The sequence below is a fragment of the Candidatus Micrarchaeota archaeon genome, assembly GCA_028866575.1.
Lineage (GTDB): Archaea > Micrarchaeota > Micrarchaeia > Micrarchaeales > Micrarchaeaceae > UBA12276.
Genome location: JAGWHU010000003.1, coordinates 19008 through 39737 on the forward strand (window position 1 = coordinate 19008; position 20730 = coordinate 39737).

20 protein-coding genes are annotated in these 20730 nt (G+C 47.9%); 9 read left to right on the top strand and 11 right to left on the bottom strand.

The window, feature by feature from the left end; translation table 11 throughout:
- The first annotated feature begins 59 nt into the window (after positions 1–59).
- A complete protein-coding gene (locus KGI06_02205; GenBank protein ID MDE1871030.1) occupies positions 60–533 on the top strand; it encodes an AAA-associated domain-containing protein in 474 nt (157 codons plus the stop codon).
- Between the two features lies 1 nt (position 534).
- Here KGI06_02205 and KGI06_02210 read toward each other — a convergent pair whose 3' ends face one another.
- The 11 genes from KGI06_02210 to KGI06_02260 form a co-directional block, all read right to left on the bottom strand.
- Positions 535–1269 (bottom strand): ABC transporter ATP-binding protein, encoded by a 735-nt coding sequence (locus tag KGI06_02210; protein MDE1871031.1) that lies wholly within the window; start codon positions 1267–1269, stop codon positions 535–537.
- 10 nt (positions 1270–1279) lie between these two features.
- Positions 1280–2893: an ABC transporter permease subunit gene (locus KGI06_02215; protein ID MDE1871032.1), complete on the bottom strand. Its 1614-nt coding sequence runs from the start codon at positions 2891–2893 to the stop codon at positions 1280–1282.
- Between the two features lie 69 nt (positions 2894–2962).
- Positions 2963–4030: a hypothetical protein gene (locus KGI06_02220; protein MDE1871033.1), complete on the bottom strand. Its 1068-nt coding sequence runs from the start codon at positions 4028–4030 to the stop codon at positions 2963–2965.
- Between the two features lie 5 nt (positions 4031–4035).
- Positions 4036–4908, bottom strand: coding sequence for an FkbM family methyltransferase (locus KGI06_02225; protein MDE1871034.1), 873 nt, complete (start codon positions 4906–4908; stop codon positions 4036–4038).
- Positions 4905–6434, bottom strand: coding sequence for an alkaline phosphatase family protein (locus tag KGI06_02230; protein ID MDE1871035.1), 1530 nt, complete (start codon positions 6432–6434; stop codon positions 4905–4907). The genes KGI06_02225 and KGI06_02230 overlap by 4 nt, the downstream gene beginning before the upstream one ends.
- Positions 6435–6475: 41 nt before the next feature.
- A complete protein-coding gene (locus KGI06_02235; protein ID MDE1871036.1) occupies positions 6476–7546 on the bottom strand; it encodes a GDP-mannose 4,6-dehydratase in 1071 nt (356 codons plus the stop codon).
- Between the two features lie 21 nt (positions 7547–7567).
- On the bottom strand, positions 7568–7957 hold the full coding sequence (locus KGI06_02240; GenBank protein MDE1871037.1) for a WxcM-like domain-containing protein: 390 nt from the start codon (positions 7955–7957) through the stop codon (positions 7568–7570).
- A gap of 4 nt (positions 7958–7961) precedes the next feature.
- On the bottom strand, positions 7962–9062 hold the full coding sequence (locus tag KGI06_02245; protein ID MDE1871038.1) for a DegT/DnrJ/EryC1/StrS family aminotransferase: 1101 nt from the start codon (positions 9060–9062) through the stop codon (positions 7962–7964).
- Positions 9063–9091: 29 nt separating this feature from the next.
- Entirely contained in the window at positions 9092–10174 is a 1083-nt protein-coding gene (locus KGI06_02250) for a glycosyltransferase family 4 protein (GenBank protein ID MDE1871039.1), read from the bottom strand.
- Positions 10175–10208: 34 nt separating this feature from the next.
- A complete protein-coding gene (locus KGI06_02255; GenBank protein ID MDE1871040.1) occupies positions 10209–10841 on the bottom strand; it encodes an HAD-IA family hydrolase in 633 nt (210 codons plus the stop codon).
- Between the two features lie 46 nt (positions 10842–10887).
- Complete coding sequence (locus tag KGI06_02260) at positions 10888–13446, bottom strand: phospholipid carrier-dependent glycosyltransferase (protein ID MDE1871041.1); 2559 nt, start codon at positions 13444–13446, stop codon at positions 10888–10890.
- Positions 13447–13556: 110 nt separating this feature from the next.
- Between KGI06_02260 and KGI06_02265 the strand changes: the two genes are divergently transcribed.
- The 8 genes from KGI06_02265 to KGI06_02300 are packed head-to-tail and all read left to right on the top strand — an operon-like array spanning position 13557 to position 20648.
- On the top strand, positions 13557–13643 hold the full coding sequence (locus KGI06_02265; GenBank protein ID MDE1871042.1) for a hypothetical protein: 87 nt from the start codon (positions 13557–13559) through the stop codon (positions 13641–13643).
- A gap of 31 nt (positions 13644–13674) precedes the next feature.
- On the top strand, positions 13675–14514 hold the full coding sequence (locus KGI06_02270) for an NAD(P)-dependent oxidoreductase (protein ID MDE1871043.1): 840 nt from the start codon (positions 13675–13677) through the stop codon (positions 14512–14514).
- A complete protein-coding gene (locus tag KGI06_02275; GenBank protein ID MDE1871044.1) occupies positions 14511–15581 on the top strand; it encodes a glycosyltransferase in 1071 nt (356 codons plus the stop codon). Before KGI06_02270 ends, KGI06_02275 begins: the two co-directional genes overlap by 4 nt.
- Positions 15578–16792, top strand: a complete 1215-nt coding sequence (locus KGI06_02280; protein ID MDE1871045.1) for a methyltransferase domain-containing protein — start codon at positions 15578–15580, stop codon at positions 16790–16792. Before KGI06_02275 ends, KGI06_02280 begins: the two co-directional genes overlap by 4 nt.
- Positions 16793–16835: 43 nt before the next feature.
- Positions 16836–17741 carry a glycosyltransferase gene (locus KGI06_02285; GenBank protein MDE1871046.1) on the top strand — a complete coding sequence of 302 codons (906 nt, stop codon included), beginning with the start codon at positions 16836–16838 and terminating at the stop codon, positions 17739–17741.
- 22 nt (positions 17742–17763) lie between these two features.
- Positions 17764–18420, top strand: coding sequence for an FkbM family methyltransferase (locus KGI06_02290; GenBank protein MDE1871047.1), 657 nt, complete (start codon positions 17764–17766; stop codon positions 18418–18420).
- Between the two features lie 9 nt (positions 18421–18429).
- A complete protein-coding gene (locus tag KGI06_02295) occupies positions 18430–20025 on the top strand; it encodes an oligosaccharide flippase family protein (protein ID MDE1871048.1) in 1596 nt (531 codons plus the stop codon).
- Positions 20026–20045: 20 nt separating this feature from the next.
- Positions 20046–20648, top strand: coding sequence for a hypothetical protein (locus KGI06_02300; GenBank protein MDE1871049.1), 603 nt, complete (start codon positions 20046–20048; stop codon positions 20646–20648).
- The last annotated feature ends 82 nt before the right edge of the window (positions 20649–20730 follow it).

Below are 20730 nucleotides of genomic sequence, written 5' to 3' on the forward strand. Positions count from 1 at the left end.
TAAGACTATTATCCACACAAAGCTTAAAAGAGTTCCCAGCTCAATAGTCAAAGGATTAAATGAAGCTGTTTCCTCTTGACACCAGTGTCAGCCAGATAAGGGGCATAATAGAGATAATGAAGGACAGCAACGGCTCCATAGACGTGTCGAAGCTCGCCGAAGAGACTAACGACGAGATTGATGATCTATTTCCGCTCATAGACACCTGCGTGCTTCTGAAGCTGTGCACCGTAAAGAGCGGCGCCGTGAAGCTCACTAAGACAGGCATGAACCTCGCAACGCACAACACTAGGGAGGTGTTCGCAAGGGCCTTGCACAACGTTGAGCCCTTCAAGAGCGCCATAAGCGCCATCAAAAAGGGCAAAAGGATGACCACTCCGGAGGTTTCCAAGGCGCTTTACAAGAAGGGCATACTTTACAACAGCGACGAGATAACGAATACCGAATTGCTGAAGAACCTGCTACTCAAGTGGGGCATAAGCAACAAGCTGTTCTCATACGACTACGAGCTCGACGTATGGTCCATGGGATGACTCAGCCGGTAAGTATCCTGTACACATGGTCCACCATGCCCTGGAATTTCCTGCTCCTCCTGTTCCTCGGGTAATCCATGTCAACCTCCATCACCTCCTTCACGCTGGTCGGCTTCCCTGAAAGGATCACGATCTTGTTGGAGAGCTCCACCGCCTCCTCCACGTTATGCGTGACCATTATCACTGAATTCACCGGTATGGCTGTGTTCCTCACCATGCTGAGTATGTCGGATCTCAGCGTATTTGCGGTAAGCTCGTCGAGCGAGCTGAAGGGCTCGTCCATGAGTAGAACTAGCGGCTCCGATGCTATCGCCCTTGCGATGCCGACGCGCTGCCTCATCCCTCCGCTAAGTACATTGGGGTACGAATCCTCGAATCCCTCAAGCCCGAACCTGGCCAGGAGGTCCTTTGCGGTCCTGTCCTTCTCTTCGTCGCTTATCTCAAAGTAGGACAATCCTATCTTCACGTTCTCTATGTTGGTCAGCCACGGAAGGAGCCCGAAATCCTGGAATACGAACGATATCTCCTTCCTTGGCGCGGTGATCTCCCTGTTCATGAACAGCACCCTCCCGCTTGTCGGGCTCACGAGGCCGATCATCATCCTGAGGAGCGTGCTCTTGCCGCAGCCGGACGGACCTATTATGGATATGAATTCGTTCTTCTTTGTGGAAAAGGAAACGCCCTTTATCACGTCTATCCCCCCGACGGCATATGCGACGTCCTGAACTTTTATCATGTCCATTCTATCACTTGTAAGGCGCAAGCACCCTGTTGTACAGCCTCTTCCAGAAGAACCTGTTGACAACTATTATAACAATTGTCAGGTTTATTAAACCCAATACCATTAGGGCTATGTTCCCGCTGGCCAGGGATACGTCAAGAAGCCTTCCAAGGCCTATGCTTACGGACGTTATCACATTGCCGTTCCCAAGAACGTTCGTGGTGAACCTCTCCGCGACTATGCTGGCGTTCCATTCCGCTGCTATTCCTGTTATCGCGCCGGTAATCATCGCGGGAAGCAGCGCCTTGACGTAGATGTCCTTCCATGCGAGCCTGCCCTTCACGTCGAATATCCTCCTCACCTCGTTAACTGCGGGGGATATGGTGCTCCTGCTGGAGACTATGCTGAACACCATGTACCATATCCCGCTCAGGAAGAAGACTATGAACGCAACAAGCTCGTTATGGAAAGGCGCATTCCTCAAGGATATTGCAATGAAAGGGAGGAGTATCGTTGCGGGTATCGATGCGAGTATCTGGAATGCCAGCAGGTACATTTCGCTCCTCCTGGAAATGAACACGAGGTAAACGCCGAGCGGAAGCGCAACCGCGAATATCACCGCAAACGCGAACCATATCCTGAGCATCGACGCGCCAAGGGAAAGAAGCACCTCGTATTCGTAACCTGCAAGGGATGCCAGGGAGCCGCGATAGACGTAAAGCAGGTATATGACGATCAGTGCCGCTGCTATGTACAGCAGGTGCCTGTAGTCCCTTGAATGCTCCGCAATCTTCTGCGCTGGAGACCTCCTTGATGCTCTCTTCGGAAGCACGACAGGCAGCGCGAACATGTTCCTTATGCTGACTATGTTCCTGTGCAGCGCGCCCATGCCCACCTTGCCGAGAGGCCCTATCCTCCCTATCGCCTTGGCTATGTCCAGCCTGTTCGCCTCCTCCTTGTTCCGCTTCTCCTGCACTGTATGCCTCGTGAACCTTCTCTTGAGGTAGTTGAAAAGGAGCAGGCGCGTGGCTATGACGAATGCTATGAACACGCCTATGCCTATGAAGTATTCGGTGAAGCTGCCGGAAATGGCGAGGTTCGTGAGCGCAACACCTATCCCGTGCTTTACGGAATAGACTGAGTTCCCCGTAGAAAATATCTCGCTGGTTACAAGGTAGAAAAGGCCTATGGACCACGAAAGCATCGACTGCTCCACCACCCGCGGCATGCTAGCAGGTATCAGTATCTTCGTGAGCCTGTCCGATGGGCTGAGGTTGAATATCCTGCCTACTTCGTTGAACTCCTCCGGGAGCATCTTTATTGATTCGTACACGCCAAAGGTTATGTTCCACACCATGCTGGTTATGATGAGGAAGACAACAGCTGCGTTTATTCCTATGTATCCCGGAAGCGTTGAAACGACAACGAGTATGACGAACGGGAAGAACGCGAGTATCGGAAGCGTCTGGAATATGTCCCATACGGGTATTATCACCTTTTCTGCGGTCCTGTTAGTTGCAGCATATATTCCGACGAACATGCTTATTGCAATGGAAAGGAAGAGGGCAACAAGCATCCTCACCCATGAGAAGGAAGTATCGATTATTATCGACAACACAAAGCCCAATAGCTGCTGCATAGTCAGGAATACGAAACAAAACCTTATAAGTTAATATATTGGCTGGGGATGCGCATCTGCAACCAACATCTACATAATGTAATTTCCCTCATATCTGTCTTCTAGGAGCTTCATGAGCAGCATTATTCCCTGCTTGCTGTTCCTGTACTTCCTGTTGAGCTTTTCCACGACCCTGTCATCATCTAGCATGAGGTACCTTATCATCCCGTATTTGTTCACCGCTTTTGATATCTCGAAGATTTCCCTGCTGCGCTCCTCCTTTTTCATTTTGTGCGCGCTTTTTGTATCCTTCATGACTGTGGGCAGCGCCTCGTCAAAGAGGTACTTCAAGTCCTTCCTTTTCATCACATAAGCCCCTTCAATCATGGAAAAGAATACGAAATAGTCAAAAGTGCTGAGCTCGCTGCCGGTTTTCCTGAAAGTAATGCCCTGGTAAAGGCGCATCCAGCCGAGGACTATCTTACCTATAATGGTGTCCTCTATCCTTTTGTCCGGCACGACAAGCTTCTCAAGGTATTCCTTCATGCGCTCGTTCAACATGCCGTAGGAAAGCCTGTCATAATACCTTTTTATCTGGCTGTACTCCAGGTCTGTCCTTCTGGATCCCTTCGCCTTGAGCTCCTCGATATGAAGCATGCAGTATCTGCCCTCAAGCTTTTTCAGCACTCCCTTGACAAGCGGCTGCTCATGGACCAGCCCCCTGTAGGCCACCTTCCTCCTGTTGTAAAGCCTTGTCTGCCAGGTGAAGAAACCGCCGCTCCTGCCGTCAAGGTGCGCCTGCTCGTATCGCTTTATCGCAAACGCATCGCAGTTAGGGTTGCCTATTATCCTTTTTATGTCGTTCTTTAGCTCTTGGTTTATCCTTTCATCGGTATCGACATAAAGAACCCAGTCATACTTGCACTTGCCCAACCCGTAGGCCCTCATCGGATCAGGATAACCGAGCGATATCGTATGGTATACAACGACCTTGCCCTTGTACTTCCTGGTTTTTGATACCAGCCTTTCCAGGTTTTTCCCATTTGTGGAGTTGTCCATCAGCACGATCTGGTCCGATAAATCCAGCAAGTCCTTCACAAGCCCGACTGCCTTGGCTATGTCATCCCTGCAAAATATCAGCACGGAAAGCTTCTGCATTTATTTTACCTCTTACCGCTTAACTCTGCAAATATGGTGCCGCCATACATTTCCTTATTCTCGGCGTTCGCGTTTTTCATGCGCTCGGGCTTGGTGTGCCTTACATTGAACCCGGATTCCCTAAGCCTCTTTTCTAATTTTGGATAGTTATAATGGTACTCTATGAGTATGCTCTTGAATTTGCGGAGCGTCTCCCTTTTTGATTTAAGTACTATGTCGTATTCGCAGCCCTCGCAGTCTATCTTGAGGGCGGCGCCGTTCAACCTATACCTTTTTACGATGTCATCCAATGAAAGTATCGGTATGCTCTTGCCGGAACCTGAGGACCGCAGTTCGCTCCCTGCCAGGTTCCTGTAGTCGGAGCTTATCTTTATCGCTCCTCTTTTACCTCCGCAACCGGCATTTACCATGGTTATCTTCTTCCCTAGGGCATTCGCGTTTATGTTCTTTTTCGCAAGCTCGTAGGAATAGGGGTAAGGCTCGAATCCGTATACGTGCTTCGCCCCTTCCAATGCGAAATATATGGCGGTGTCGCCAATGTACGCTCCTATGTCCACTACGATCCTGCCATTTACGTCAAGCTCCCCATGCGGCTCGTCAAAGAACTCACCTATTGTCATGAGTATCGCATGGATCCTTTCGTCTTTTGTGCTGTAAGCAAATTTCAATTTCCTGCCTTTGTAGTCCGAAACTACATTGCCTCCTGCGGCGCTTATGCTGTAGGATCGCCCGTTCCGCAGTTTGACATTCATGCCGCTCCTTGCACCTGCAAGCAGCATCAAGACCTCATGCCAATTCGCCACAGTCTTGTGCAGGAAATCAAGCGAACCAGAATTGTCATGCGTAAGCTTGGAAAGCGCTTTTACGAGTATGCTCATTTTAATGACCTTTCAGAACGTGCAACCCCGAAGTAGTCAAGTATTATCGGATTAACGTCCGAGAGTTTCAGTTTCCCTATGTATGGCTTGGATACGTCCGTTTTGCCCTTGTACGCCTTCAATCCGAATACTCCCATCCGCGTATGCTCCCCCCTCCTGTTTATCTCAGGCTTTGTGAATATGTGGTTTTTCGAGTATCCCGAAAAATCAGCAGTATATCCTTCCTTCAATTCGAATACCAGGTCCGGGGGTATGAGCTTCCCACTATCAGAGAAGAACTTTGACCCATCGTACACGTTTTTAACCAGCGGCTTTTTTTCTGCGCTTTTTATCTTTTTTAGCTTTGCGGTTATCTCCCTCTTGAGCCTTTCCTTTTCGCCTTTCTTGATGGACGGCATGGAAAACCTTTGGTCGTTCACCCATATCATTCCCATGGGTCCAAAAGCTACTGAGCAGAATGCCTTCGTCCTTGGCATGTCAAAATCCGACTCGCTTATCCTTACGTACCTCCCTTCTGATTCGTAGTCGAATGATTCTTCGACAAAGCTTTCTGCAATCTTTTGGACGGACCTGGGCAGTTTCGAGTACACCTGTCTCCTGAATCTGCTTTCGACAAGCCTGTTGACTATGCTGCTTTTTAAGTCGGACACCGCACCCTTTTTCCTTTGCGGCCTCTTCCTGTAGGCTTCATCCTTTAGAGCAACGTAGCCGTTCTGGGCCATCCACGAATTGGACAAAAATTTGTGCCTTATCTGCTGTGCCCCGTGGTCGGAAACAATCATAAGCTCGGCATTTTCTCCAAGTTTCACTATCCTCTTGTGCAGATACATTATGAAATCGGATATCTCCTCGTATAACGGCGCTACATAATCCTCCCAGTCCTTCAGGCTTAGCGAATAATGCTGTATCCTGTCGGTTTCTGTGAAGCATATGAACGACATGTCGTAATTGTTCCTGTCTATGAGGTATATGGATGCTTCTGCCCTTTTTTTGGTGCTTTCGGCGTATATTTTCGTTGCATCGGATAACGACAACTTGCCCGTGTTAAGCGCGTTCCCGATGTCCGGCTCCCCTTCGAATCCGAATCGTTTGCATGCCTCTTCAACCTTCCGCGAGGTGAACCTGGGCTGCAGCGGCCATCCCGTTACCATGTCCACGTTGCTGTATCTGCTCTTTTCAAGCGCAACGGCCGGAGTCATAACAAGGGATTTGAAGCCTTTGGCTGCAAGAACGTCCCAAAATGGCGGATTCTCGGATTGGTCGTAATACAGGAGGCGCTTCCCGTAATCTTCGTCTATTCCGGAGAAGTCGATTATTCCGTGGTCTTTAGGCTCCAGGCCGGTATATACGGTGGGCCATGCGGCGCTTGTGACTGGAGGAACGGTAGATTCTATGTTAACAAGGCTTTTGCCCCCAATAAACAAGTTGAATCCGTTCATGCTGTGATTTTTGCACAATCTTTCTATTATCCAGAGCGGTGCAGAATCTATACCTATCAGGTAAAACCTCTTCCTTGTTTCTTTCATTTAAGCTCATCTATGGTTAATGGCTAAGAGCATGCAACTGCTCAATCTTTAAGCGACCTTGTGAGTATGCTTGCCTCGCTTGAATAGTTTGGCGCATCCCACGGGAACGTCTCCCCGTCTAGGCGGCGTTTCCACCTATCGACATCTGCATTGACCATTATCTTTACGAGCTCCTTGAACGATGTCTTGGGCTTCCAGCCTAGCTTTTTCTGCGCCTTTGAGTTGTCTCCCCTGAGGAAGTTCACATCTACGGGCCTCGTGAACCTTTTATCAGTCTTTACGTATTCCTGCCAGTTCATTCCCATGACTTCAAAGGCCTCCTTTACGAACGCCTGGACCGAATGGGATTCCCCAGTGGCAAGTATGTAGTCATCAGGCTCCTTCTGCTGCAGCATGCGCCACATTCCTTCAACATATTCAGGTGCGTATCCCCAGTCCCTGCTCGGCTCAAGGCTTCCTAGCACTAGCTCTTTCTCAAGCCCCAGGTGTATCTTAGCCACGCTGTTGGTGATTTTCCTCGTAACGAACTCCAGGCCTCTAAGTGGGCTCTCATGGTTGAACAGTATGCCGTTGCACGCGAACAGCTTGTAACCCTTCCTGTATATCCTGCCTATCCAATAGGCGTAGAGTTTTGCAGCGCCGTAAGGGCTTGCCGGGGAAAAGACGCTTTCCTCGTTTAACGGTTTTTTAATCGTGTGCTCGTTAAGCGATCCCTGCGTTCCGAACATCTCGCTCGTGGATGCCTGGTAAAACCTTATGGTGGAGTCCTTGTGCCTTATGGCCTCGAGGAATGCGGTGACTCCCAGGCCGTCTACCATCCCTGTAGCGATGGGCTGCTCAAACGCTGCACCAACAAAGCTCTGCGCGGCAAGATTGTAGACTTCATCTGGATCTGCGATGTCCAAAGCCTCGTTGATGGATGTTATGTCGACAAGCTCAAAAGGTATCAGTTTTACCTTGTTGAATATCCCGAGATAATTGAGCCTCCAAAAGTTCGGCGTGGATACCCTCCTGTACGCTCCGTAGATGTCATAACCCTTGTCGATGAGCAGCTTGGCAAGATATGCGCCGTCTTGTCCGGTTATCCCAGTTATCAAAGCCTTCTTGGCCACAAAAACACCATTATTTACAATTCACATTATCTGCTTTTTAAATGTATCCTGTATTTCATCATATATCTGGTTTGATATCTCTATCATATAAAGCTCATCGTCCCCTATGTTCTTGACTGCATGTGCGACGTTTACCGGCGTCCTTATCAATGACGGCTTTTCCCCTGAAACTATAATCTCCTTTCTCTCGCCCGTTTCGTTGTCCTCGTAAACAAATTTTGCCCTGCCGCGTATGATACACAGCCATTCCGCTTTCGTCTTATGGTAATGGTTGCCCCTTACCACTCCCGGTTTTGACGATATCAAAAGGATCTCCTTTATTTCAGGATCAATCCTACTTTTTTTCAATATTTCAACAACTATGCCCCTGTCATCGCCCCTTAAATCAAGCTTCGTTATTTCCAGGTCCATTCAATCATTTCAGAGACTCTTTTATTGCATCTACTATGTAGGCTATCTGCTCCTCGGTAAGACTAGGCCCGCTAGGCAGATTTATGCCCCTTGCGCCAAGATCCGCTGCAACTGGGAGATTTTCTCTTTTCCTGTATACTGGCAGCTTATGTATGGGGTAAAATGCCGGCCTTGACTCTATGTTTCTGGCTTCAAGATCATCTATCAGCTTATCCCGTTTCCTCTTTTCCACAAGTATGGTGTAATACCAATATACGTTCTTCGCCCATGCCATTTCCGGATGGGTTACAACACCGGGCGCGTCTTTTAAAAACTTATTATACGTGGATGCGACCCAACGCCTCTTTTCTACCATGTCGTCCAGGCGCTTGACCTGCGCTGCGCCTATGGCGGCCTGCAGATTGGTCATGCGGTAATTGTACCCGACAATCTCAAACCAGTATTTCTTCTTGGTTGGGTTGTTTGGATTGATCCCCATGTCTTTCAGCATCCGCATCCTTGCAGCAAGTTCTTCATCGTTTGTAAGGCACATGCCCCCTTCTCCCGTAGTTATTATCTTATTGCCGTAGAACGAGAAACAGTTTATAGTGCCAAAGGTGCCCACTTTTCTACTCTTGTATTCCGCGCCATGGGCTTCTGCGCAATCTTCTATAACCGGCAAGCCGTGCCTGTTTGCTATCTCCATTATTGGGTCCATATCGCAAGGATGTCCATAAATGTGCACCAGAACTATCGCCTTTGTCTTGCTTGTTATCTTATCCTCAATCTTTTGGGGATCAATGCACCAATAATCGGCATGCGAATCCATGAAAACGGGTTTTGCACCGGTATATGTGACAGTAAATGCATTGGAAATGTGGGTGAACGTGGGTACCAAGACTTCGTCGCCCTTCTTTATCCCGAGTGCAACCAGCGCCAGGTGTATTGCAGTCGTGCCGTTTGTTGTCGCAATTCCGTGCTTTGTGCCTATATAGCTTGAAAATCCTTTCTCAAACTCTTCCAGGTAAGCGCCTTTCGAACTTATCCAGCTGGTTTTAACCGCATTGGTAATATTCTGAAGCTCCTCGTCTCCGAGCCTTACATCCACCATCCTTATCTTGTCCATGGATTTGCCTCTATCGCTACGAATATTATTCATTCATACTTTAATAAGCTTTTATAGGCATCAAAAGTCCCTTTTGCTACCCTATCCCAAGAAAAGCTTCTTGCATAAGCCGTGGCCCTCTTCCTTAGCTTTGCATCATAGCCCATTTCCGAAAGTTTCTTTATCAATTTGACAGCCTCTTTGGGGTTTTTCGCCGCAAAGCAGTACTTTGTCACTTCAATGTCCATGTGGTTGTCCCTGTGTACTATTACGGGCAATCCCCTGGCTTGGGCATCTAGTATTGGGAGGCTTGAGCCTTCCTCCAATGACGGATAAAAAAATATGTCAAAGCTGTCATATATCCTCATGAGCCCATTTTCAGGGGCAAATCCCTTAAAATCAACTTTATCCAGACTGTTCTCATTTTTGAAATTTATAAGATTCTGCCTTTCGGCACCGTCGCCCCACACTGCGAATCTGTACCTGTCGTCATCTTTTACAAGCAATGCGGTCTTAAGTATGAAAATTGCATTCTTCCTGAAGGCAAGGGCGCCAACCCATCCTATATTCACGTGCTCGCCATGCCTTTTAGGCGGTATCCTGGATCTCCTAAAATGCTCCTTCGGACCAAGAAGCGTTGTGCACCATCTCTTGATCTTAAATCTTTTCATTGAATCTCTTTGTACGGTGCTTGCAGTGAATACTATCATGTCGGAGTACCTTATCCCGTCATGCATGCTGGAGGAAACCATGTAATTGAAGGTGCTCTGCAAAACGCCTTTATGGAAATCCCTCTTCTCGTGCTCGTCAAGGCGCATAAGGTCATGCACAGATATTACTATCTTGGCCTTTGTGCCAGCCTTTTTGAGTATCTTCGCAGCGAAGCCGAGCTCCTGGTTGGTTATGTGTATGATGTCGTAGTCCATGCCCGCAAGTCCCCTTATCTTTGATTTGAAAAGCGAGTGTATTATTATGTTTCCACTAACGTCGTTTCTCCTGGATTCCCTCAAGCCGTATACAAGGTCGACCCTGTTGTGTTTTTTGAGCCTTTCATACAGCCTATAGGTATAGTCTGTGATCCCGTCCCCGCTGCCGGCCTCCGGTTTTATGGTATTTATAAGCGCTATCTTCACGTAATCACATAAATTAGAGCATGCTTTTAATTTATCAGTTCGCATTAAGAACCTTTTTCAACTCATTGGCAAGCGATCTTGCATTGCTGAATTGTATGGACCGTATTCCTAATTTCCTTGCAGCGGCAACGTTTTCCCTCCTGTTGTCTATGAATACCGCATTCTTGGCATCGAATTTCATGCGCCTTAGTATGTAATTGTAAAATTCGGGATCTGGTTTTTTAACCCCCATGTAACAGGATGCAAATATCCTGAGGCGCCTCAGGTCCTTTAAAGTGCCGTTTTTGCCAAACATGCTCCTATAGTCGCCGATGTTTGTATTGCTCGCCAAGACAACGACATGGTCATTATGCAACCTGTTCACTATGCCGATGACTTTTCTATCGGGTCTTGAGTTATTCACGAATTCCTTTTCCCATCTTATTTTATTGCCCTTGGCGCCGAACTTATTGGCTATTTTCTTCTCTGCGTCATTTATTGTTATTTTTCCGAGTTCCAGTTGATCCGAAAAACCAGATACGAACGATATCAACAACCTGGGATTTACATTTATGTTGCGGGAAATCTTCGTATAGTGGGTAATCTCGTCATAGTCCAATATAACGCCGCCAATGTCAAACATTATAAGTTTTCTTGAGCCTCCTCCATTTGAATTTTGGCCATCCATTTTATCAAGTCAAGCCCTATCGGTGAATTGCCAGAAGGCTCTGCATTTACCTGTAGTTTATCCTGAATATCCTTGTATCGCCGTTTGCATAGACCTGGCTCATCGACGCGCTGCTGCTGTTATACGGGCAGGTAAATGCGTTGCAGAGGAAGGTGAACTTGAAGATGTTGCTCTGGACGAGGTTCGGCCCGAGTATGTACGCGCCGTTTATCTGATGGCCTGAGAATGATATGAGCAGGCTGTAATTCACGGAGTCGTTTGCAGAGCCTATGTTCGATATGGAATACTGCGAGTTCGAGGTGTTCATGAATATTATGCTCCTCATCATAGTTAGCCTCGTGCCATTGCGGATGCCAAGATATGCCTTGTAGGTAGGCGGCTGCGTGGAGTTCGCAGATGGTATCGTTATGAGCTCGGTTACGTAGTACGGCGGGGTGCTTTCGCCGAACGTGAAGAAGGTCGCAGTGCCGTTGCTGGTGGAATTGAACGAGCTCAGCGCAACATAGCCGTAGGCGCTCGCATTCTGGACAAGGCCCTCCTGGGCTATCCCCCCGAGCTCGGCATACCAGAAGTTTCTTGCTATGAAATACTGCGGCTTGCCTATGCCGTAAAGGTATTGCGTATCAAGGCTGGTGTTGAAAAGGAAATTGGAGAAGTTGTAAATCCTCGCGCTTCGTTCACCGCCGACGCTGTCCATGTAGCTGGTCCTGTTCCCCCAGCCCTCGACTACCGAGCCGTCTGGCCAAAGGGCAAGAACCGTGGCGTTCGGCGAGGTATTGTTCCTTAGCCATGCCATTGCCTCCAGGAACTGCGGGTTTATGCCGTCCGCCTGCGCCGCGGTGTACGATTCAAGATACGTATTGAACATGTTGAAGATGAGTATAACCAGCACCAGCGCCACCACGATGTACATTACGCTGATGTTTCCTTTTGCGGTCCCGTATATGCTATACACGAACGCCGCGACAAGCAATACCGAGATTAATATTATGCTAGCTGCTATGAAAGTGAACCTGTTAAGGGCCGAAAAGATGCTTGTTTGCGGCGACGGATAAAAGTAATAGTAGTAAACCAAGGCGATCATTATAAGTGCGGTTATTACCGTTACCAAGGCCGCGACTGTCTTACTATTTATATTGCGATTGTATACCAGCTTGCCTATTGAATATATCGCGAAGGCGGAGAATACTGCAAGCGGCAGCGATATTATCGCATTGAACCTTATCGCGCTGTATTGAAGGTATCCGGTCACAACGAAGTATGCGAATATGGCAAGGAATGCGACATTGTTCAGCCTGAGATTATCGTCCTTTATCAATCCCTTTGAAACGAGGAACGAGAACAACAGGAACAGGAGAACGCCAATAATAGATAAATATAGCTGCACGCTAAAGCTGGACCATAGGAAGCTATAGCTCGGCTTCTGGAGCTCCTGGGTTGTTTGGGTTATTGCTGCACCGACAGTGGCGCTGTTGGATGTGACAGTAGGGGTTATTATCGGACTAACGGGAGATGCAAGGCCTAGCAGCGTATTGCTGAACACTGCTACTAATATTACAAAAACCACAAGTACAGCGCCAGCAGTTGCAAAGGCCCTTCTTTTCTGGGTTGACACTATGCTAAACTGCTGGATGTTCCTGATGATGTAATACGCAGCAACGCTTCCGATGAGTATCGGCGTGTAGAATATGAAAAACTCGGTATTGCTTGTCAGTTGCAATCCCGCCCTTGCAATCCCCAAAGAAACATACAGCAATTGGAGGAAATGCATTATGAGCAGGGTTATGGATAGAACCACGCCCGAAAACAGGATATCATTGTCCGCCTTTATGAATCCGTACAGTATGATGAACATGAGCCCCAGCATGTACACTACCGTTATGAAGGGCGCGCCGTTCCATACCACCATGCCAAGGCTGAGGGATACTGCTGACAAAACAGCCCACAGGTATTTTCTAAAGCTTTTCCTCTCCCCAAAACATTTCAGCATCAGCAGCAGCGCAAGCAGCAGGAACAGCGTTATGAAGCTGTCCCCCCTGTATACCGTGCCGGCGGTCCTTGCTATGTTGCCGCTCGACACGCTTACGAAGAACATAGTAAGGAGCCCAAGCGCCTTGCTGTTGGACAGGTATCTTGCGAGGAAATACGCAAGTATCGCATACAGGATCCCGAAGAATATGGGCATCCACCGCATTATCGTGAGCGCACTGAGGCTGGTTATGCTATGAAAAAGGTAATACGCCATGACTGTCAAGTACGGCAGCCCCGGGGCCTCGCCTATGAAGTTATGCATTGGAAATCCGGATATGTTGAGATAATTCGAAACTACAAAATGGTTGCTTATCGCCTGCCTTATCACAGAATAATAGAAGAACCCGTCAGGCTCGAAAAGGCCCTGATACTGCAGAAGCCCTGCCCGCAAGACTACGTTTATTGCAATTATGAGGACGGCCAACCCGATGAGAAGGAACTTGTTATCAACAAACGAATCCATTTTTATTCCTATGTTGATGCTGCTGCTCTGTTTTTGGGGCTCGGACTTTGGCTCATCAGCCTGCTTTGCTGCATTTGGCTCGTTTTGATTGTAATACTTGTCTATCTTCATTTAGATCATCAGAATTTATAATGCAGACCCTGGCCTACGACCCCCAAATAATTTATAATGGTTAACATTAATAAACTAACATAATTAGGCAGCATAATAAATAAAATCATATGTTATTTCTTAGAGCAAGCATGCATGATAATGGACATAAACGCATTTCATCAAAGGAAATGGCAAAGAAAATGGGCATACTCTAAATCAGCTGATCTGCAATCATGAGTGGATTTATTGGAAAAGTTGCTATTGACAGGCTCGAATGGGTTCATAGGGTCGAACCTGAGGCGCAGGCTTGACGGTTACAAGGTGCACGAGTTATCTTCAAATCTTACGAACTACAAGGCCGCAGCCTCCGAGATCAAGAGATTCGCACCCAACTATGTGGTGCACCTTGGCGCGATTACGCACCACAAATCCTATTATGAGCACTACATTGATACGTTGAAGACCAATCTGCTAGGTACTGTAAACATCGTTGAGGCATGCAGGTCCGTGAGCAACTTTAAGCAGTTCATATATCCGAGCTCTGTATGGGTGTATGCCCCTTCCCGAAAAAAACTTACCGAGACATCTGCCGTGCGGCCGATGAGTTCTCACGGCGTAAGCAAGATAGCATGCGATTACTACATAGAATACCTTGGCACGGCGTACAACTTCCCTTATACGATATTCAGGCTGTCCAATGTCTACGGTAGGGAAAAAGGCGACCAGTTCATAGAAAGCACAATCTCGCAAATGCTCAAGACTGATTTGGTCAAGTTGGGAAATCCGAACGTGGTTAGGGATTGGATATACATTGAAGACATCATAGACGCATTCGTGAAGGCGCTGGGCAACGGAAAGGCATTGAAGGAAACAATGCTCTTGGGTACTGGTGTTGGATATAGCACAAGGCAAGTTGCAGATATCATCGCCAGGGTTACTAAATTCAAGGGCAAAATAAAGTGGAATACGAACGGCAGGGTTGTCGATGCGGAAAAGACTGTCTGTGACAATTCAAAGGCGAGGCGCATACTGAAGTGGAAGCCGGATTACACGCTTGAGGAAGGGCTGAAAAAGATGATCAGATGAAAGTCGCGCTGCTCGGCATGAAAGGAGAGTTCGATGATCTTGGCTCCATTTCAGGGATAAACAAATACATGTCGTATGTCTATCACGAAATGTGCAAAATGAAAGGCATGGAGGTAACAAAGGTAGAGTACGGCAAGGTCGCCAAAAAACTGCCATGGGCCAATCACGCAGCCTTTTACATACAATCTGAATTCTCGGATTTCAGGGGCTATGACATAATACACAATCCGAACGGGCTGAGATTGTTCAAAAAGCCCAAAAACTCAAGGCTCGTCACAACAATTCACGACCTCATGCCTGTTACCAACAGGGAAAGGAACCTTGGCGGCAGCGTAAAGGAAGTACTGGTCTCTGTAAATTCAAGGTTCTCCGATTATGTGGCTACCGAGGGTTTCAAGCTGGCATTGAAATCCGATCACATAATAGTTGACATAGACTACGGGAAGGAGGAGCTCCTTGAGCACTTTGACTATGACAAGGATAAAATATCGACAGTAAGGCTTGCCATGGATTATAAATTCCTGGAAGCCCAGCCCCGAAATGCCAAGCAGCAACGCGCTAAATTCAAGGTGGGGTATGTTGGCAGCTTCAATGCCCCGAAGAACATAGACTTCGCGATCAGGGCCATGAAAATGATTGATGACAGGGAGATAATCATGGAGCTTTGGGGCAAGAAGACACTGGAGGCTGAGGTCCTTGAAAAGTCATCGGGCAATGACGAGAGGATACGCTTCATGGGCGTAGCTCCGGAGGGCCAGAAGGTGCAGATATTCGATTCTTTCGATGTGTTTGTGCATCCCGGGGTATATGAGAGCATAATACAGTTCGAGGCGCTTTCAAGAGGCTTGCCTGTGATAGTCAAGAAGGGCTCGAAGCTGAGCCCGGACCTGCTGGAGCATTGCATCGAGGCCAAGGACGAGCCCCATATGGCCCAAATAATAAAAGACTTGAAACTAAATGGTTATGATAATGCTAAGAGAAAGAAATCAATGGAATATGCGCGTGGCTTCACGTGGAAGCGTTTAACCGAGGACACGGTCAATGTTTACAAAAAGGTTTTAGGATGACTAATTGCCAAAACTGCGGGGCTGAATGCAAGACGATAATAGACCTTGGCGACCAGGTAATATGCAACAGGTTCGCCGCTTCAAAGGAGATGCTAAAAAAAGAGACGAAGTACCCATTAAGGATAGTGTTCTGCCCCAGCTGCTATCTGGTGCAGCAGAGCGTCGTGTTGCCTACGGGCCTGGTATTCGATGAGAACTTCAACTACCTAAGCGGCGCAAGCAAGGATGCTGTTAAGCATTTTACAGCATTGGACGAGGAGCTGATAAAGGAGCTTGGCACAAAACCCGGGGAATACATCGTTGCGATAGGGAGCAACGACGGCACTGAGCTTCTTCCGTTCAAGCTTGCAGGCATAAACGTTATCGGGGTGGAGCCTGCGCCCAAGCCGGCGAAGATAGCGAACGACAACGGCTTGTATACGATAGTAAACGAGTTCGAAAACTGCACAGAGGAGATAGATAAAAGGGCAAACGGCAGGATAGCGCTCATCACGGCATTCAACGTAATGGCCCATACCGGCAGCATACACAAATTCCTGGAGAACGTGGCATACATATTGAAAAAGAACCCCGATGCTGTGTTCGTAAACCAAGGGCAGTACCTTCCAGACATAATGGAAAAGGTGTCGTTCGATACGATGTATCATGAGCACAACAGGTTCTACACCATAACTTCAATGCAGAACCTGTTCAGCAAGCACGGCATGAAAATATACGATGCAAAAAGGACGGAATATTATGGCGGCTCCATAATAGCATATGCCTCTGTTAAAGAGATTCCTGAAACGGAAAGGCTGAAGTCCATAAAGGAGAGCGAGGAAAAATACAAGAGGTTCGAAACCTACAAGGACTTCGCAGAAAGGGCCCAGTCAAGCAAGAGCAAGCTTCTGGCGCTCCTCGAAAAGGCCAAATCCGAGGGTGCAGTAATAGTCGGTGCAGGAGCGCCTATGAAATCCAGCGTCCTGCTGAGCTACTGCGGCATAGACGATAGGCTTCTCGATGCGCTTACGGAGCTGAACCATCTGAAGATAGGTACGTACTCGCCTTCAGGTATAAAGGTATACAACGAGCTCACATATTTCAAGGACCACAAAATAGATTACGTTCTTATCTTGTCATGGAATATGAAGGACACTATAATCAGCAGCCTGAGAAACATGGGCTACAACGGGAAATTCATAGTCCCCCTGCCAGAGCCAAAGGTAATATAGTCTGACGGACCAACCTGTATAATCGATATGATCATGGTGGCATATGCCTGCAAAAAATAATGTTGACATAAGCTTCTGCATACGCGCCTACAACGAGGAGCGGTTCATGGAAAGCAAGCTTAACGATCTGATACCCAGGCTGAAGATGGCAGGCGCCAGAAGCGAGATAGTGATGGTGATACAGGGTAACGACGACAGCTACAGGATCGCCTCCTCATTCAGGAAGGAATTCAAAAACCTTGTCATTCACAGGATGCAAAAACCCGACTTCCTGAAGGCGACCAACTTCATGATAGGCAAGACGAAATCAGACATAATAGTGATAGACGACGCGGACAACCTGTTCAAGGGCGATATAGACAGGATAGTGAAGATATTCAAAGACCCAAAAGTTGGCGGGATAATACAGTTTGACGTCGCTACAAGGGAATGGCTGAACGACGGGCACAGGCTGTTCGATCAGGTGTACAAGGAAGTGCAATTGAAGCACCACCTGAAGGGCAACGTAGTCGATTCTCCGATATTCTACGTGCACATATGGAGGAAAAGCGCACTCAGGCCGCCCTACGCCACCACGCTGAACGACGATACCGAAACCACACTAAGGCTCCAGACTGCAGGGTACGAGGTGATATACGACAAGGAGCTGTCGGAGCACATAGAGAACAACCCATTGCAAAAAAAAATAACCGTAAAGGGCATATTCAAGAGGAGGCTCAGGACAGAAAAGTTCAGGAAACAGGCGAAGGAGGTGCTCAATACGGACAGATTCGCGATAAAGAACAGGATCGGCGAATTCGTAGAGGCAATATTCCTGACGATGGGCAGGGCGAACCCTGCGGAGTTCCTCGGCTTCATGGAGTACCTTATAGTGATAGCGCTCGCAACTATGGCCGGGAAAATTAAACTCCTAATAAAAGACGATAACAAATATGTGCAGGTAAGATAGGTTTCAGCAACAAGATGATGGCATGAGTATTAAGGATGTGTTGAGCATGGCGCTGCAAAGACTGATACCTAGCTACAAAAGGAACCTTGAAAAGGCCGTGGCGTTACACGGGATTATAATAGAGCAGAGATTCGCATGGCTAGTCAAGGGCCTAAAGGACATCACGGTAATAGACATCGGCGCCTTCATAGGTGACACCGCAATATATTTTGCATCTTTCGACAACGTAAGGCGAGTCTATGCATACGAGCCCTATCCCTCAGCATACGGGCAGGCAAAAAGGAACATAGCAATATCCGGGCTTTCCGAAAAGATAAGCCTGTCAAGGACGGGCATAGGCGCCGAGGACGAAACAATAAGGATAAAGGGCAAGGGCGACATAGGAAGCGAATTCAAGGATGCAAAGGATGGGAAAATGTCATCATCTCTCTCAATCAACACCATACTGAAAGGCAAGACCAATGTGGTAATAAAATCAAACTCTGAAGGGAGCGAGCACAAGATATTCAACAGTGGCGCAAATCTGAAGAACGTTAGAAGGATACACATAGCTTATCATTATGGTACCGGCGCGCTACCCCAAATACTAAAATCCAAGGGCTTCAAAATAGAAGTAAGGCCGGAAGGGAGAGACCCCCAGAAAGGGGATGTCGGAACAATTTACGCATGGAAAAAATAGGGTAATCTATTGCCTGATAAAACCTCCAAAGACAAGCAATCACATACGGACAGCGACGCAATAATAGGCGCGAAGACCGCGGGGGTAGCAAGCCTTATGTCCTTCGGAAGGTTCGTAGCGCTTTTCCTTTCTGGAATAGCCTTCATAATAGTGGCAAGGGTGCTTGGACCTAGCGTCTATGGCATATACACGCTTGCGATAGCATATTCGGGATTTTTCACCGCAGGACTCGCGGATCTTGGGATAAGCACCGCGTTCAGCAAGTTCATAGGGCAATATTCCGGGAAGGGCAACAAGACGGAGATAGAGAGGATAATGTCAAACGGCTATGCCGTGGCCATAGTATCAGGGCTTATACTCACAATCGTGGCCCTGATGCTGGGCAACGTTGTGGCTGTCTATGAGCTGAAGGACGCAAGCCTTACATACGTTGTGCAGATAGTGTCCTTCGCGGTAATACTCGGCATGCTGTTCAACATATCCTACAACGCGCTGGTCGGCTTCGGCAAGGGAATCTACATAGCTATTGCGATAATAATACAGTCGTTGTTCCAGGCCATTGCCAGCATAGCGCTTGCGATACTGGGCTACGAGGCCCTTGCGCCTATAATAGGCCTGTTGATAGGCTATATATCGGCAATAATATTTGCATTCATAATGTTCAACCTAAAGTTCGGTATCAGGTTCAGGATGCCGTCGTTAGCTTATATGAAGAAACTGGTTAACTTTTCCTACCCTATTGCGGTATACAACAGCGTGCGCGGCTTCGTGTCCAATCTGTCGCCCATAGTGCTTGGGCTGTTCGTGACGATAGCGATAGTCGGCAACTTCGGCGTAGCGCTAAGGACAAGCGCGATAATAAGCAACATAACGGATGCGCTGGGGCTTGCGGTGCTGCCTATGTTCGCCTATACTGCGTCAACGAAAGGCATAGGCGATAGGATAGGCAAATTCTACAATTACTCGCTTTACCTGACGTACGTGCTGGTAACCCCTGTCCTATTATATATAACAATATTGTCCAAGCAGTTCTCCTACACTGTTTTCAGCGCGAAATACGCGATCGCGCCGGTATTCATATCTATAATAAGCATAGGCACGCTGCTGTGGATACTTGCCACATTCACCATAATGCTCCTCATAGGCACGAACAGGGTGAAAACCCTGCTCAAATACAGCCTCATCGTCGAAGCGATAGAGGTCCTGCTGCTGTTCGTGGTGGTGCCATTGTTCGGCGGCGTAGGACTTAGCATATTGCTCTACATAATAACCCCAACCCTTATGATAATACTGATGACTAGGGCAGCCAGCAGGCTCATAAAGGTAAGGCCAGACATCGCAAAGCTGGCTAGGGTATTCCTTGCAGGGCTGGTAAGCATGGCATTCCTGGCTCCGCTGCTCCTTCTCCTCAAGGACAACTATATAGCCATACTCGTATTGGGCGCCCTGGAGCAGATAGCCATATACCCAATAATACTCGCCCTCACCGGAGCCGCAAACAGGAAGGAGCTGAAGGTGCTCAAGGACGTTACCGGTAGTATACCGTTGTTGAATGCGGTAATGCATGCACTGACCCGATACTCCGGGTACTTTGCGAGGGAATAACTGGCATGATGAGTGTTCGAATGACCCTGCACAACCTCATAGTGGAAAGGATGATACTCCTGTCGGGCAGGATAAAAAGGCAGGGAAACACCCTGAGGCTCAACCACAAGGGGAGGAACCTATCCTTTATACGCACAGAATGGGCGGCATACCCTCTTAACGAGGTATTCGTAAAGGAGGAATACGCCAGCCTTGGCGTCAATGGCAGGAACGTGGTTGACATAGGGGCGAGCATAGCGGATTCGCCAATCTATTTCGCACTGGAGGGGGCAAAGCACGTATACGGCTACGAGCCTGATGCCGTAAGGTACAATATGGCGCTGGAGAACATAAAGGCAAACGGCCTCGAAGACAGGATAACCATGTACAACACGCCATACGACGGCAGGCACTCAGAGAACGCGGTAATAAAGATAGACTGCGAGGGCTGCGAGTATGCCCTTGTAAGGGAATTCGACATGGGCAAGTTCGACGAAGCGATAATGGAGTACCACAAAGGCCGTTCAGAGCTGGAGTCCATGTTTTCCGATGCAGGATTTTCTGTTAGGGTGTCGGAGCTGTCAAGGGAAAGGGGGATATTGTACGCAAGGCGCAAGGCCGCTGCCCTCGGAGCACAGCGTTGATAAAAGATGCCACATATGACAATCAACGTACTATAAAGTTTTATTTATAAAAAAACTATTATACATAGCGTATGTATTTAAA